Here is a 15,903-nt window from a genome sequence, read left to right on the forward strand (position 1 = left end):
AAACTATTTTGGTGAACTGTTTTATAACAGTGACCGAAAATTATAATAGCATAACTATATGATTTTGACAAGTGTTTTTTTGAAAAAAATAAAATTTTTCGGCTAAATTTTTAGCTTAAGGAGAAAATGAGGAATATCTGTGTCGGAAAGCTGAAAATTCATAAGATGAAAAAAAGAGCCGATACAAAACTGTATCGGCAGAGTAGAGAGAAGATATATATAAAAGGTATAGGTCAAAGACATATGCCTGATTTTTTAGGCGGACATCCTGATAATCTTACAGAGTTTATATCATATAGGATTACCGGCGTCCCTTAACTTTATGCATTTAGTATAACGGGAAATTATGGAAAGAATGTGACGGGCAGATAAAGAAATCCTGAAATATCTTAAAAACTTCTGAAGAAGAGATAAATTTCAGCAAAACAGTTGACGTATATAGATTATCGATATAATATGAAGGTACAAAGTATATAGATAATCGATATAAGGAGGGAGAAAGAAATGGCAGTTGATAAAAGTCTGATATCAGGGAGTACGACTCTTTTGATCTTAAGCCTTCTGGAAGAGAAGGATATGTATGGATATGAGATGATCGATACGTTGAAAGGAAAGTCAAACAATGTATTTGAACTAAAAGCGGGAACCTTATATCCGCTACTGCATTCTATGGAAGAAAAGGGATGGCTTACCGTATATGAGCAGGAGGCCGGTGGAAAGATGAGGAAGTATTACCGGATTACCAGAGATGGGAAAAAGCAGTATCAGGCAAAAAAGAAAGAGTGGAAAGAGTATTCGGAAGCTATTTTACAGGTGATCGGAGGTGTGTGTTTTGGAACGGCGTGATTATCTGGAATTGATGACCGGTCAGATCCGTTGCAAGAAAATGTGTCCGGTTATTGCAAAGGAAGTAGAAGATCATATTGAAGATCAAAAGCAGGCTTTTATGGCAGAAGGGATGAAGGAAGAAGAAGCTGAGAAGGCAGCTGTGGAGGAGATGGGTGATCCGGTGGAAGTCGGAGTGGAGATGGATCAGATCCACAGACCGAAGATGCCATGGAAAGTAATTTTTGTAATCGCTCTGATGCAGATTTTAAGTGGAATGTTTGCAGCTTTCTTTTTGAAACAGAATGAAAGTTATGGATATATCGCAGGAATCCGGCAGATATTCCGGCTTGCGATGGCATTTTCGGTTATGATCCTGGTGTGTTATATGGATTACAGCTGGATCGGGAAGCACGCAAGGCTTTTGGCAGGCAGTTATCTGTTGTTTATGGTTCTGATGAGACATTTTTTTGCCCTTCAGATTAACGGTGCAGTAAGATGGATTGGAGTCGGCGGTTTCAGTGTAAGTCTTTCGCTGATGAGCTGGCTGTTTCTTCCATTGTATGGTGCAGTGTTGTATCGGTACCGGGGAGAAGGATATGGTGCTGTTCTTAAAGCCATAGTCTGGATGCTGCTTATCGCAGGGATTCTGATCACCTGTCCGGATCTTGTGATGGCAGGGACGGTTGGACTTTCCTGTGTCTTTATGCTGATGCTGGCACTGGAAAAGGGATGGTATCAGGTTGCGGTTACAAAGGTGATGACCGGAATAGGTATCAGTGTTGTTGGAGTTCCGGTTGGCATACTGGCATATTTTTTCTTCTTTGGTGCGGAATATCAGAAAAGCCGTATCCTGGCGATGTTTGCAGTGAATAAGTCACAAATGATGGAAGGGACAACGCTTGGGGCAGTACGGGAACTGCTGTCGAAATGTATGGCAGTTGGACGCGCCACCGGAGTAGAGGACTTTTGGACTGGGGACCGTATCAGTTCCGCGGATTATATGATGCTTGGAATTGCGGGGTATTGTGGAATTCTTGTGATGGTTCTTTGTATTGCAATAATTGCCGGTTTGCTGTGCTGGTTTTTAAGAAGCGCGCTGAAGCAGAAGAACCAGCTTGGTATGATGATGGGATTTGGCTGTGTGATGGTTCTGGCAATTCAGTTTCTGTTATCACTGCTGGCGAACATTGGGGTATCCAGGTTCGGTCAGGGAGCCTGGTGTCTGTTCTTCGGATATGGACGAAGTGGCCAGATGGTTTCAGCAGTATTGATGGGAATTTTGCTGAGTATTTACCGGCATCAGAATGTAACTCCTGAGCTTGTAGTTGAAAAAAGAGCGGTGGCGAGCTAAGATAGAAGAAAAAAGAGGAGGAACAAGATGCTGGTTTGTGATTATATTGTAGAGAGAATCGATGGAGATTATGCGATGCTGAAGCGGACCAATCTGCCAGAGGAAGAGGCAAAGATGGTAGCAAGAGCACTTCTTCCGGAAGAGATCCGGGAAGGAAGCCGCCTTCATTATGAATTACTTCAGTATACAATTGTTGAATAAAGGTATGGAAAATGTGTGTGCCCTGGGACTGGAAAGTGCCGGAGCACACTTTTTTCAAAGTGTAATTTTCTGTTTAGAAATTTTTCAGAAAATATTAAGGAAAATGGATGTGCATATTTAATAAAAAGAGAGTAAACTCTACTTCCGAGGTGAAGAATATGGATAAGATTTCGGTAGTAGTACCATGTTATAACGAAGAAGAGGCATTGCCTGTTTATTATAAAGAAATGTGCCGTGTAATGGACGAGATGAAGGATGTTGTATTTGAACTGATTTTTGTAGATGATGGTTCATCAGATGCGACGCTTGGTATCATGAAAGACCTGAATGAAAAGGATAGCAGGTGCAGATATCTTTCATTTTCCAGAAACTTTGGAAAGGAAGCTGCGATTTATGCAGGACTGAAAGCATCGGAAGGCGATTATGTTGCACTTATGGATGTAGATCTTCAGGATCCACCGACGCTATTACCTGAGATGTATGAGATCCTGCAGGAGGATGGATACGACAATGTAGCGACAAAAAGGGTCACAAGAACCGGAGAGCCACGTATCCGTTCTTTCCTGTCAGAAAGCTTTTACAAATTTGTCAATGCTATTTCAAAGACAGAGATTGTAGATGGAGCGAGAGATTACCGGCTGATGAAGCGGAAGATGGTGCAGGCAGTTCTGGAAATGAGCGAGTATAACCGTTTTTCAAAGGGAATCTTCGGCTGGGTTGGATTCCGTACAAAATGGCTGCAGTACGATAATATTGAGCGCTCTGCCGGAAAAACCAAGTGGTCCATGTGGAAGCTGTTTAAATATTCGGTGGAGGGAATTACTGGATTTTCAGTGGCACCGCTCTCACTGGCTTCGGTAGTGGGTGTACTGTTCTGCGTGCTTTCCTTTATTATGATCGCAGTAATCGTAATAAGGACGCTGGTCTGGGGAGATCCGGTATCCGGCTGGCCGTCACTTGCCTGTATTATTTTCATGGTCAGCGGAGTACAGCTTCTCTGTACCGGAATTGTAGGGGAGTATCTGTCAAAGACTTATCTTGAGACGAAGAAACGTCCGATTTTTATTTTAAAGGATTCCAGCGATGATAAGGAGCAGAAGCATGAAAGAACGTAGAAAAGGTCTGCTATGGGAAATGGCACTGATCCTGCTTACGGTTGCCGCCTGTCTGTACTCTACAGGCGCAGGAAATATTTTCGGGGCAAAGGTGGACTGGAGCAGTCAGCACAGTGTGTTCCCGGAATATTTCCGGCAGCAGTTTTATCGTACAGGGCAGTTTTTTCCTGAGTTTGCATTAAATATTGGCGGTGGTCAGAATATTTACAATTTTTCTTATTATGGATTGTTTAGTCCGGTCGTTTTGATCGGTTATCTTCTGCCGAATGTGAAGATGTCAGATTATATGATGGTGGCAAGTATTGTATGTCTGGCAGCAGCGGTTATAATTTTGTACCGGTGGCTGAAAAGCCGGGAATTTACAGCTGCGGTAAGCGGGATGACAGCGCTGATGTTTCTTTTCGCAGGACCTATGATCTATCAGTCGTCGCATCAGATTATGTTTGTAAATTATATGCCATTTCTTTGTCTGACATTTTTGGGAATCGACCGATATTTTGAACAGAAAAAATCCGATCTGCTGATCGGCGGAACCTTTCTGATGATTATGACAAGCTTTTATTTCAGCATCGGTGGAATACTGGCGCTTGGTCTATATGGAATTTACCGGTATGCAAGGACAAAAGAGCGGGCAGAAGAGATGATTACGGTAAAAGGATTTCTAGGTGACGGACTGCGGTTTGCAGGAAGGATTCTGACGGCAATCATGCTTGCAGGAGTTCTTCTTGTGCCGACTGCGATGGCTCTTCTCGGGAGAAGCGGAAGCAAGGGAGAAAAAACAGATATCTGGCAGCTTCTGACACCGCAGATCAATTTGGAAAAATTTCTGTATGGGGCATATGGACCGGGACTTAGCTGTCTGATGCTGATTATTTTGCTGACCGGACTTTTTTATAAAAAGGCTTATGAGAAGATCCTGTCGCTTGGTTGTCTGGTGGTGCTGACAGTTCCGTTTTTTTCGTATCTGCTCAATGGTGCACTTTATATCAGACCGAAGTCGCTGATCCCGTTTTTGCCGCTTCTGTGCTATCTTACGGCAAAATATCTGGAGAAGCTGAAAAATCAGAAAATAGCGAGAATCTGGATGCTTCTTCCATGTCTGGCAATTATCATATATATTTATCTGAAGAAGGATGATGTGAAAAGCGAAGTCCTTTGGAAACTACTTTTGCTGGATGCGGTCATAACACTGTTGATCTGCGTGGCACAAGCGTATAGTGCATGGATTCGGAAGTATCTGACAGTAGCCGTTCTGGGACCGGTGATCCTGAGCCTTATTGTCACCGGAAGCTATTCCTGGGAAAAGAGTGGAAATCTGGAGAGCAGGAAAGCGTATGAGGAAGATACCAGCCGGTCCATCGGGAAAGCTGTGGACAAGGCAATTACATCAGATAGTGGATTCTACCGGGTCGAGCAGGTTGGAAATGAAGAGGAAAATGCGAAAAATCTGAATCGTGTGTGGAACAGTGAGCAATATATTACATCTCTGTATTCATCTTCCTATAATGCTGATTACCAGAATTTCCGTAAAAATGATTTTCAGGTAGAGCAGCCGTACCGAAATTTTCTGATGCAGTCGGTTTCGCAGAATCCGGTATTCAGACAGCTGATGGGAGTGAAATATCTGATCTCCAGTCAGAATATACCGGGATATGAGAAAAAGTGGATGACCGGGGGAGGGGATGTGTACTGTGATGAAAATGCAGCACCGATTGCCTATGAGACGGATCAGACGATGTCGGAAGCGGAATATGACAGACTGGATTTCCCATATAATCAGCTGGTATTTACCAGATATGCTGTGACAAAGGACGGAACTGTATCGGCAGGACAGGTGAAAGAAAAACTGGCAGAAGACATAGAGAAATGTGATTTTCGGATTCCGGAAAAGAATAACGGAATTTCACTGGTTGTCCCGACTGAAAACGGATATCAGGTGAAAATGAAAAAGGAACAGGAGTTCGAAGTGGCTGTCCCGGAACAGGAAGAGAAAGATGGAGTTCTGTTTGTACAGTTTCGAATCGAAAATAAAAAACCGAAAGAGGATATCGAAATATCCCTGGAAGGAGAGCGCAATAAACTTTCGTCAATCCAGCATGTGTATTATAACAGAAATACCGTATTTACCTATGCAGTAGGACTGGAAAAGGGGCAGAAAACGGTCTGTTTATCTCTTGGAAAAGGAGAGTATACGATTAAAGATATGAGTGCATATAACGGCGTATTAAATGAAGATACCGGCCTTTATCAGAGTGTATTCAGGGTGGATAAAGAGCAGACGAAAGGGAATCTGATCCAGGGGAGAATCAAAAGTCAGAAGGATGGAATGTTCATTACGTCCATTCCGTTTGATAAAGGGTTTGAAATGACGATAGATGGCGTAAAGGTGAAATGTGAAAAAGTGAATAAAGCGTTTCTGGGATTTCATCTGGAAGCAGGAAAACATAAAATCAGAATTTTGTATCATGCGCCTGGAGTGACAGCAGGAAAGATACTGACAGGTCTTGGCGTTCTGAGTGTGATCGCAGGGGCAGTAAGAAAGAAAAAATGCGCGGAGTGAATCTTTAAGATTCTGAAATAAAAAAGGATACAGTCTTAGAGCTGCATCCTTTTTTATTTGACAGAGAATTCCGAAGAAGCTTGTTTTTGCCATCCATGTATCTGCAGGTAGTAGTTTACTCCTGGCGCTTGATCTGAAAATGAACGGCATCATCAGACCAGATCTTATCGGTATATCGGATTTCGATGGTAGACCAGTTCAGTGGGACTTCCAGAGAAAGATATCCTTCCAGGGTTTCGCCGGGAGCGATCGTTCCATCGAGCTTTGGCTGGTCGCTTGTGGTTGCAAGAGCAGTAAATGCAGCTGCACTGTAGTCAAGTTTGGTATCGTCACAATAATTTTCAAAGCTTGCCATACTGCTGATGACCAGATCATCAGATGTCTGATTGACAATTGTCATATGGACAAACATAAATTCATTGCCTTCTGTCGGGACAGACCAGTCATCTCCTTCGGATTCTACGTAGCTGTCCATCGTGATCTCAATGCCATTGTATGCGGCGGTCTCATTTTGCTTATAGATCTCTTTGGTGGCATCAGCTGTCTTCTTCGGTGTTGAAGTGCCGGAAGAATTGTCAGAAGAAGTGTGCATTTTGGAAAAAAGGAATATAACCGCAATAATGATCAGGATGAGAATCAAGATGATAAACGGCAGACTTTTTTTGTGTTTCTTTTTGGGGGTTGTTAGCTGGTCTGGTGAAGTTACATCATCAGAAGATACATCGGACTTTGTGCCTGCAGTATCGTTTTTGGAAACTGGCGTTGGTTTGGCAGCAGGTTCATCTTCCTGACCGGAGCTGATAACTGGTTCTGGAACTGGAGCATGCTCCTGTACGGAGGATTCATTTCCGGAAAAGGGTTTGTCTGTAGAAACTTTTTCAGTCTCTTTTTTTTCAGTGGTTTTCTTCTGAGCTTCTGCTTCTTCTGCTTCCGGAACATTTTTACGCATGCTGCGCATGGCAGCAGCTGTGCTGTGGTAGATCTCCGGTCCGTTCAGGGGATCGTCGAAAAAAGCCTGCTGTCTGGCAGCCGGGCGCTTTTTTCTGGAAACAGATCCATGCTTATGGGCAGAAGATCTGGCACTTCGGGTATCTGTATCATCCGGAATCACAGCGGATGCCGGAAATCTTTTACGGCAGGTATCACAGAGATATTTGCCGGGATATTTTTTGCTGGGGCGGACTTTGTGACCGCATACAGGGCATTTCATTCTAAGTTAAGTCTCCTTTATGATTCAAGTGTTCTGTTTTTATTATAGGGGAAAATCCTGTCAAAAACAAGGAGGTATTCTTGTCGAACAGACAGAAAAGTGATATCATACTGACTAAGTAACGTGGCAGAAAGTCGAAGCTGTCAGATACAGGAAAACAAAAGAAAGCAGGGAATGATATGACATATCAGGAAATGATGGAAAACGCAAAATTATCTATGGGGATTTACTGCAAAGCCTGTCCGGTTTGTGATGGAAGAGCATGTAAAAACCAGATACCGGGACCGGGCGCAAAAGGTGTTGGTGATACTGCGATCAGAAATTATAAAAAGTGGCAGGAGATCCGCGTGAACATGGATACGATCTGTGATGGCGGAGAGGCAGACACTTCTGTGAATTTATTTGGAAAGGAATTTAAGATGCCGTTCTTTGCAGGACCGGTTGGAGCCGTGAATCTGCACTACAGTGACAGGTATGATGATGTTTCTTATAATAATGTACTGGTATCAGCCTGTGCAGATGCCGGAATCGCCGCATTTACCGGAGATGGAGTGAATGCAAAGGTAATGGAGGCTGCAACGGAGGCAATCCGTGAAAATGATGGATGCGGGATACCTACAGTAAAGCCTTGGAATCTGGATACTGTCCGGGAGAAGATGGAACTGGTGAAGAAGTCAGGAGCATTTGCGATAGCGATGGATATTGATGCGGCAGGACTTCCGTTTCTGAAAAATATGAATCCGCCGGCAGGAAGCAAGAATGTACAGGAGCTTTCCGAGATTGTGAAGATGGCTGGAAGACCATTTATCGTCAAAGGCGTGATGACAGCGAAAGGCGCGAGAAAAGCAAAAGAAGCAGGTGCCGATGCGATCATCGTATCTAATCACGGAGGAAGAGTGCTGGATCAGTGTCCGGCAACTGCAGAAGTGCTGGAAGAGATTGTAAAAGAAGTGAACGGTTCTATGAAGATTCTGGTTGACGGAGGGATTCGCTCTGGTACAGACATTTTCAAGGCACTTGCACTTGGTGCTGACGGTGTACTGATCTGCCGGCCGTTCGTTGTAGCTGTCTATGGCGGTGGAGAAGAAGGTGTGAAGCTTTACATTGATAAGCTGGGAGCAGAACTCAAAGATGCCATGCAGATGTGCGGTGCACATTCTGTTTCAGAAATTACAAGAGATATGGTAAGATATTATCAGGACTAGAAAAATACATGCAGGAGGATAATACAATGGGAATGAGAGTGAACGCAGAGCTGCCATTACCGGCAGACCTGAAAAACGAATATCCGTTATCGGATAAATTAAAAGCTATCAAGGCGAAGCGGGATGAGGAGATCCGTGATATTTTTACAGGGAAATCAGACAAATTCGTGGTGATCATCGGACCATGTTCGGCGGACAATGAAGATTCGGTATGTGAGTACGTGAACAGGCTTGCAAAGTTAAATGACAGAGTATCGGATAAGCTGATGATCATTCCAAGAATCTACACGAACAAGCCACGTACAACCGGAGAGGGATACAAGGGAATGCTGCATCAGCCGGATCCGGAGCAGGCACCGGATCTGCTTGCCGGAATCATTGCAATCCGTAAAATGCATATCAGAGCCATGCAGGAGACTTATCTGACAGCAGCAGATGAGATGCTTTATCCGGAGAACAGAAGTTATCTGGATGATATTCTTTCTTATGAAGCGATTGGTGCGCGTTCGGTTGAGAACCAGCAGCACCGTTTGACTGCGAGCGGAATGGATATCCCGATTGGGATGAAGAATCCGACAAGTGGAGATTTATCGGTAATGCTCAATTCTGTTGTTGCAGCACAGGGACCGCACCGCTTCATTTATCGTGGGCAAGATGTGACGACAGGTGGGAATGATCTGGCACATGTGATCCTGCGGGGCGGCGTGGATAAATATGGCACAACGATTCCAAATTACCATTATGAGGATTGCAAGAGACTTCTGGATATGTATGAGCAGAAGAATTTGAAGAATCCTGCAGCGATCATTGATGCCAATCATTCCAATTCTAACAAGCAGTACAAAGAACAGCTCAGAATCGTAAGCGAGGTACTGCACACAAGAAATTATGATTCAAAGCTGAAAAAACTGATCAAAGGTGTAATGGTAGAAAGCTACTTGGTAGAAGGAAGACAGGATATCGGCGGAAATATGGTATATGGTAAATCGATTACGGATCCGTGTATTGGATGGGAAGATACAGTGAGACTGATTGATAAGATTGCGGAAGACTGTTAATTGTAAAAATACAGTGTATCAAGGTTGAAAAACTTTGATACACTTTTTTTTTGCAGAAATAATTACAAAATTACAGTAAGATATATTTCCAGGGCAGATAGAATGTATGTTGTAAAAACATAAATTACGGGTTAATGAGAAAACTTTTCAAAAATTCCTATAGACAAAATCCCACTCATATAGTAGACTATAAATAGTTAGAAAAAGCTAACTAAAATAAATTTAAACAAACTCATACAAGAGGAAAACAACATGAACTGGATGCAGAAAGATGTACAGACATCTGCTCAGATGGAAATTGCATGGCAGTGTGCTCCGGTATTGACCGGTGTAAAGCCATCCAATATTCTGACCTTGAAAAATGTAAGTGAAAAGGAAGTTGCGGAAAGTCTGAAAGAGATGGGAATTTCATACAGCATGCTTTGCGACGGCGGAGTCCGAAAAGTATGGCTGATCTACAGAGAAGAAGAGATTCTTGAAATCATTGGAAAAAAAGAATACAGCGAATTTCTTGATACACTTGGCTATCGGGGATTTGAGTTTCCGCAGATGCTTCAGATCATGAATCTGAGATTTGAAGGATATCAGCATGGAAGTGCAGAATTTCCACATGAACTTGGAATTTTCCTCGGATATCCACTTGCAGATGTGAAAGGGTTTATTGAGCACAACGGAAAAGATTTCCTTTATCAGGGATACTGGAAAGTGTATGAGAACGTAGAAGAACGCAAGAAAATGTTTTCTATCTACAACGTTGTAAAAGAGGAATTTATCAGGGAAATGCAGGCAGGAAAGGATCTGTGGCATGCAGCAAGAAGCGTGAGACAGCCATTTGACATACAGCCTGCATAAAGGAATAAAACCTGGTAGATGATAGAAAGAAAAAAGAAAGGAAGAATTTAAAAATGAGTGATATTTGTGTAGCATACTGGAGCGGAACAGGAAATACAGAAGCAATGGCACAGGCAATTGGAGCAGGAATTACAGCAGCAGGGAAAAGTGCTGATGTAGTACCGATGGAAACTATTTCGCCTGCTGATTTAAAAGATCAGGCTGTCTGGGTACTTGGATGCCCTGCAATGGGAGCTGAAGAACTGGAAGACGGAACGGTAGAACCGTTTGTATCTGAACTGGAAGGATTTGCATCAGGAAAAAAGGTTGCCCTGTTTGGATCCTATGACTGGGGAGATGGCGAATGGATGCGTACATGGACTGAAAGAATGGAACAGGCTGGCGCACAGATTGTCGGCGGAGAAGGACTTATCTGCCACGGAACACCGGGAGCAGATGCAATAGATGAGTGTGAGTCACTCGGCAGGGAGGTGGCTGGATTATAAGAGATACGAATACCTTTTAAATAAAACAGAAAACCGAAAAAGCTAAATAATCAAATAAAATTATAATCGAATCAAAAACAAATAAAAATCAAAAATTAAAAGCTAAATAATCATCAAAAAAGAGCCGCTCCGTTTCTGCGGGGCGGCATACAAAAAAATCACAATCGTTATTAGAATGAATTAAGGAGATGGATAAGAATGAGCGTTGTAATTGTAGGAGGTCATGACAGAATGGTCTGTCAGTATAAAAAAATATGCAAACAGTTTAAATGTAAAGCTAAAGTATTTACGCATATGTCTGCCGATCTGAATAAGCAGCTTGGACAGCCTGACCTGTTTGTACTTTTTACAAATACAGTATCGCACAAGATGGTAAAAACCGCGCTTGATGAGGCAAAAAGAAGCAATGCGAAGGTGGTTCGCAGTCATACAAGCAGTGGTGCGGCTCTGACAGAAATTTTAACACAGGAAGCAGGAGCAGCAGTTTAAAGCATGAATTTATTTACCGGGATCATGATCCCTTTTATTGGAACGACGCTGGATGTGGCACTTGGATAGAATGCAGAGTGGAAAAGCGAAAAGAAATGAAATGAATGTGTCCTGGTATGAAAATTATCTGGGCACTTTTTATATGTGCCCAGATTGGCACATATAAAAAAGAGGTCTTTCTCACGAAAGACCTCTTACAGCGTGCGTTAGAGGATTCGAACCCCCGACCTTTTGGTCCGTAGCCAAACGCTCTATCCAGCTGAGCTAAACGCACATTTATATTGTGTGTTGAACTGTGTTGCTCAACAACAAAATTGAGTATACATCAGGAAAGACAATATGTCAAGCACTAAAATGAAAAAAGTTAAAAAACTTTTGATCTCATTTTTGAAACTCATTTTTGAACGGGGCGATTAAGGCAAGTTTGCTGGCTCTTATTCAAGATAAGGACAGATCTGATTCCATTTGGTAAGCAGGCGTTCCTTTGACCAGGCTGCATTTGCCGGACTTGTGGACGGCAGGCAGATTGCTTTTTGCTGAGTTTGTGGAAAACAGTATTTTTTATATAAGCGGTCTGCAGTGCCACCGTTGGTGAAAATCTGCCGAATGGATGCCGTCTGAAGAATCTCTGAAAGGTCATTGGGAACGACATTGTGGATACTGCTGTCACTGGAGCCTTCGATATCACAAGAGGCGATCACATCCCAGACGGCAATGTGGTGTGCAAGGAGCAGTGATTTTTTCTCTTCTATGCCGGCAGGAAGTGGTTCACCTGTAAGTGTGGCAAGAAGATCCCAGAAACGGTTTCTTGGATGCCCGTAGAAAAACTGACTTTCCCGTGATTTTACAGAAGGGAAGCTCCCAAGGATCAGAATGCGGGAGTCTGTGTTAAATACAGGATGGATTTCGTGAAGTACATGTGAAGATTGAGCCATAGGTATGCCTTCTTTCATAAATATATTCAATAAAAGGATAAGCGATACGGGAGTGAAAAGCAAGTGGGAAAAAGTACAGTCTGGGTTACTGTTCACTCCCGTGTCAATCACTACGCTGATTGGCACGGAGGATGCACTTTTTATCTTGAATGGCATCTCGACCATAGCCAAAGGCGATTTAAAATGGCGAGATGCGTTGCTGGTCACAGGTACTGTGAACAGTAACCAGTCTGGCAGAATGCACAAACCCTGGAATCCCTGTGACTGTCAGGAGATTATAGAAAATAAAAAGATTAGTGACTGGTTTTGGAATAAAAAGTTTGTGAATTATTGAAAAAAGTTCTGCTTGTAAAGTGGCGGATGTCAGTGTATAGTGAAGTCACTCTAATTCGATTCTAATTTTATTTTACAGGAAATTGCATCCGGTATAATGAAATACTCTGAAGATACGCCGGGTGACATTCTCTATTTTGAAACAGATCACAAGAAAAGTATATGATATCAGACACATGATTCAATGTGGCATTTTCGGGACAAGTTAATATGAATGAACAGACACAGGGAGGAACAGGATGGAAGAAAGAAGAGACTATGCGGTACTCCGTTTTGTGGATCAGAATGGCTGGAGTTATATGGTAAATGACTATGCAAAAGGCTGTTCTTTGATGGAGTATATCAAACAGGGGATCCGGGTGGAAAAAGAAACAGTATTTGACTGGATCAGACAGCTTTCAAAACAGCTGGAACAGTATTATCGTTGTGGAAATGAGGATGCGGCGTATGGATATGTGAACCCATATGCAGTGATCATAACCGGAGACGGAATGCTTTGTCTTCTGGATATCAATGAACCGGAAAACGAGGAACTTTTAAAGCAGATGAAGAAGAAAAAGCTTCGTATGCTTTTTGTAAGGAAAGAAAGGGTTCTTTCGCAGAAGACAGAACGGTCGGATGATCTGTATGGTCTGGCAAAGATAATGGAATTTACAGCAAAAAAATGTCTGGATCCAAAGGCATTTACACGGAAAGAAGAGCGAGTCTGGAAAAGAATGCTTGGAAAGTGTTATAGCAGTGGGAAAAATGCCATAAAAGTATTAAAAAATATGCAAAAAGAAATTGGTTTTCTGGAAAGGGAAATGGAAAGACCGAGGGATAATGTTTCGGCAAAAAAGATTTTGCTTGCAATTCTGGCGGTTTGTATCATGAGTGCAGCAATCATCGGAGGGACAGTGAAAAAGCCGGAAACAAAAGCGATTGCAGCGGATCAGGATCAGCCAGAGGCGGGAGTTCAGGAAGGAGTAAAGGAGAAAAAGGAGACAAAAGAGGTTGTGGAACAAAATGGGGACAGTCCTTATCTGGAAATGGGACTTATTTATTATGTAGCGTGGGAAGATTATGTGAATAGCCTGGATAGTCTCGATAAGGAAATGCAGGAGACAGAGTTTTCCGATGCATACCGGGTAGTCATAGCGAGTCTGGAAGAAGGGAGTATACAGCAGGAGGATGGATTAAACGCAGAAGATGCAGTAAAAAAAATATTAGATGAATTGGAGAAACGTGCAGAAAAAATACAGATGAAAGTGTATTTGTACCAATACCCGCTATTGAAGGTAAGTGTTCTGGAAGAGAGTGAAAAATGGAACAGGCTGACAAAGAGAATTGGTGAGGAGATGATTAGAAGACAGGCGTGGTACCGGTGGGATACAAATGGAGAAAAGGAGTGCGAGGTCAGAAAATATCTTGCAGAAAGCTATTTTAAACTTGGTGAGAATTTAAAAGCAGCTGAACAATATGAACAGATCAGAAAATTAGAATCGAATGAAGAAGAATTAGAAGAGATTTATGAAAAGTTGCAGTTGATTTATGAAGAAGCGCAGGAATATGAGAAAGTGTGGGAGATCAGCAGAGAGGCGGTTGAAGTATTACCGGATTCAGAAAGGTTGTGGATGAACTATCTGGAGCGTTATTGTGAGAATCCGGAAATGGAAAGAGAATTATGTGCAGAAGCAGTAAAAAAGGCCATCCAGGCAGTTCCTGAGCTTGCAGAATCAGAAGCGTTTAAACAGCTTCAGGGAAAATATAAAATTGTGATCGATGGAGAAAATATCCGGGTTGGAGAATAAAACGCTGAAAGAAATTTTTGAAAAAGTCCCATAAAAGGGAGGATGCCGGGTGACTTAAAAGCCCCCGGCATGTATTATGAAAAAGTTATTCTATTATTAACTTCTGCACGTCTTATTAAATGATTTGTTTGAAATCTTTTATCTTTTATGTTCTTCATTTGATGATTCTAGTATATAAAACACTTGTGAAGAAAGAGTGTTTAACAAATGAAGGTTTTTTGAAAGATAAATGAACAAATTGTGAACAAGACTATTTGCGGAATGCGAAGTATGGAAGCCCATCTTTCATAGGTACTTCTACACTTCCCTGGATCAGTGGGCGGGCATAAGCGATGAATTCATCTCCGATGTCGGAACCGTCTTTTGTGATCCATTCTTCAGGAACAGCTTTTTCTTTATTACAGATTTCGTTCACGTCTGCAGTTCCGAATTCAAGGATGTATGGGTCATCACTCTTACGGATAAAATTGATCATCTTTCCTGTTTCACCATCTAAAGCGGCACTTACAGCAAAACGGCCGGAAGCAGCGGCTTCGTTCAGATCTGTGGCAGATAAACAGGAGGAAGAGCATCTCTGGCAGACATTGAGTTCCACAGAGCGTACTTTGATACCAAGCTTTTCTTTTACGAGATTTTCAAGATACTTTCCGGAGCCAGTCAGCATTTTATGACCGAAAGTATCTGTGCCGACATCACTTGCAAGCTCGCAGACAAAGGTTCCGTTACCATCGTTGATTCCTTCGGAAATGCAGACAACGAGATTAGAAGTTTTAGTAAGCTTTTCTTTTACCTTTTCGATAAATGCATCCGGGGAGAAAGCAACTTCCGGAAGATAAATAAGAACCGGATTATCGCCTTTAAATTTGCGGGCAAGAACGCTTGCGGCGGTCAGCCATCCGGCATGGCGTCCCATGATCTCGACGATGGTGACAGATGGTTTATTATCATAGACAGAGGCATCAATTGCAATTTCGCGTACTGTAGAAGCAACATATTTGGCAGCACTTCCGTAGCCCGGGGTATGATCGGTCAGAACCAAATCGTTGTCGATGGTTTTCGGAACTCCGATGATGCGGATATTACTTCCGACTGTTGCTGCGTAGCGGGATAATTTACTTACGGTATCCATAGAATCATTTCCGCCAATATAGAAGAAATAGCTGATTTCTTTTTCGGTAAATTTCTGGAAAAGTTCAGGATAAACCGGATCGGAAAGATCTTCCGGTAATTTATAACGGCAGGAACCAAGATATGAACCCGGTGTGGTGCGGATACGTTCCAGTTCGCCATTTTCTTTTAAAGGTGCCATGTCTATTGTGTGATCGGCAAGAAAACCTTCGATACCGTTGACCATACCGATGACATTATCAATCTCCGGATTTGCCAGACCTTCTGAGACAACACCATAGAGACTTCCGTTGATTACAGCAGTAGGACCACCTGATTGTCCGACCAGTAAATTGTGATTCATAGTTGAAATCCTCCTCTTTA

The 15,903-nt window shown here is 42.5% G+C and carries 14 protein-coding genes and 1 tRNA gene; 11 read left to right on the forward strand and 4 right to left on the reverse strand.

Translation table 11 applies throughout. The features are described 5' to 3' along the window. Nucleotides 1–504 precede the first annotated feature (504 nt). From PG840_RS10445 to PG840_RS10465, 5 genes are all read left to right on the forward strand, one after another. Nucleotides 505–846 (forward strand): PadR family transcriptional regulator, encoded by a 342-nt coding sequence (locus PG840_RS10445; protein ID WP_008373042.1) that lies wholly within the window; start codon nt 505–507, stop codon nt 844–846. Further along, nucleotides 833–2,179: an FtsW/RodA/SpoVE family cell cycle protein gene (locus PG840_RS10450; protein WP_270205831.1), complete on the forward strand. Its 1,347-nt coding sequence runs from the start codon at nt 833–835 to the stop codon at nt 2,177–2,179. The genes PG840_RS10445 and PG840_RS10450 overlap by 14 nt, the downstream gene beginning before the upstream one ends. Before the next feature lie 27 nt (nt 2,180–2,206). Further along, nucleotides 2,207–2,380, forward strand: coding sequence for a hypothetical protein (locus PG840_RS10455; RefSeq protein ID WP_055247602.1), 174 nt, complete (start codon nt 2,207–2,209; stop codon nt 2,378–2,380). A gap of 158 nt (nt 2,381–2,538) precedes the next feature. Further along, nucleotides 2,539–3,495 carry a glycosyltransferase family 2 protein gene (locus PG840_RS10460; RefSeq protein WP_118218556.1) on the forward strand — a complete coding sequence of 319 codons (957 nt, stop codon included), beginning with the start codon at nt 2,539–2,541 and terminating at the stop codon, nt 3,493–3,495. Further along, nucleotides 3,482–6,055: a YfhO family protein gene (locus PG840_RS10465; RefSeq protein WP_270613627.1), complete on the forward strand. Its 2,574-nt coding sequence runs from the start codon at nt 3,482–3,484 to the stop codon at nt 6,053–6,055. The genes PG840_RS10460 and PG840_RS10465 overlap by 14 nt, the downstream gene beginning before the upstream one ends. A gap of 115 nt (nt 6,056–6,170) precedes the next feature. On the opposite strand, the gene PG840_RS10470 is transcribed toward PG840_RS10465, so the two are convergent. Beyond that, entirely contained in the window at nt 6,171–7,265 is a 1,095-nt protein-coding gene (locus PG840_RS10470; RefSeq protein ID WP_270205833.1) for a DUF4352 domain-containing protein, read from the reverse strand. 179 nt (nt 7,266–7,444) lie between these two features. On the opposite strand from PG840_RS10470, the gene PG840_RS10475 reads away from it, so the two are divergent. The 5 genes from PG840_RS10475 to PG840_RS10495 all read left to right on the forward strand — a co-directional run bounded on the left by PG840_RS10475 (nt 7,445) and on the right by PG840_RS10495 (nt 11,354). Continuing rightward, entirely contained in the window at nt 7,445–8,470 is a 1,026-nt protein-coding gene (locus PG840_RS10475) for an alpha-hydroxy-acid oxidizing protein (RefSeq protein WP_270205834.1), read from the forward strand. Nucleotides 8,471–8,496: 26 nt separating this feature from the next. Further along, nucleotides 8,497–9,528 (forward strand): 3-deoxy-7-phosphoheptulonate synthase, encoded by a 1,032-nt coding sequence (locus tag PG840_RS10480; RefSeq protein WP_055156021.1) that lies wholly within the window; start codon nt 8,497–8,499, stop codon nt 9,526–9,528. A gap of 252 nt (nt 9,529–9,780) precedes the next feature. Further along, nucleotides 9,781–10,380, forward strand: a complete 600-nt coding sequence (locus PG840_RS10485; protein WP_117834697.1) for a DUF3793 family protein — start codon at nt 9,781–9,783, stop codon at nt 10,378–10,380. Nucleotides 10,381–10,433: 53 nt separating this feature from the next. Then, entirely contained in the window at nt 10,434–10,865 is a 432-nt protein-coding gene (locus tag PG840_RS10490; RefSeq protein WP_195508796.1) for a flavodoxin, read from the forward strand. A gap of 198 nt (nt 10,866–11,063) precedes the next feature. Continuing rightward, the gene (locus tag PG840_RS10495; RefSeq protein ID WP_008369822.1) at nt 11,064–11,354 is read left to right on the forward strand and encodes a DUF2325 domain-containing protein; all 291 of its coding nucleotides are present in this window, start codon (nt 11,064–11,066) and stop codon (nt 11,352–11,354) included. A 200-nt stretch (nt 11,355–11,554) separates the two neighbouring features. Here the strand turns inward: PG840_RS10495 and PG840_RS10500 are convergent. After that, a tRNA-Arg gene (locus tag PG840_RS10500) sits at nt 11,555–11,628 on the reverse strand. A 160-nt stretch (nt 11,629–11,788) separates the two neighbouring features. Continuing rightward, nucleotides 11,789–12,289, reverse strand: coding sequence for a DNA-deoxyinosine glycosylase (locus tag PG840_RS10505; protein ID WP_117824254.1), 501 nt, complete (start codon nt 12,287–12,289; stop codon nt 11,789–11,791). A 572-nt stretch (nt 12,290–12,861) separates the two neighbouring features. On the opposite strand from PG840_RS10505, the gene PG840_RS10510 reads away from it, so the two are divergent. After that, entirely contained in the window at nt 12,862–14,412 is a 1,551-nt protein-coding gene (locus PG840_RS10510) for a hypothetical protein (protein ID WP_270205835.1), read from the forward strand. A 250-nt stretch (nt 14,413–14,662) separates the two neighbouring features. On the opposite strand, the gene PG840_RS10515 is transcribed toward PG840_RS10510, so the two are convergent. Beyond that, nucleotides 14,663–15,883 (reverse strand): 6-phosphofructokinase, encoded by a 1,221-nt coding sequence (locus tag PG840_RS10515; protein WP_270205836.1) that lies wholly within the window; start codon nt 15,881–15,883, stop codon nt 14,663–14,665. Between the last annotated feature and the right edge of the window lie 20 nt (nt 15,884–15,903).

The organism is Coprococcus sp. AM97-35, from assembly GCF_027697525.1.
GTDB lineage: Bacteria > Bacillota > Clostridia > Lachnospirales > Lachnospiraceae > Allocoprococcus > Allocoprococcus comes.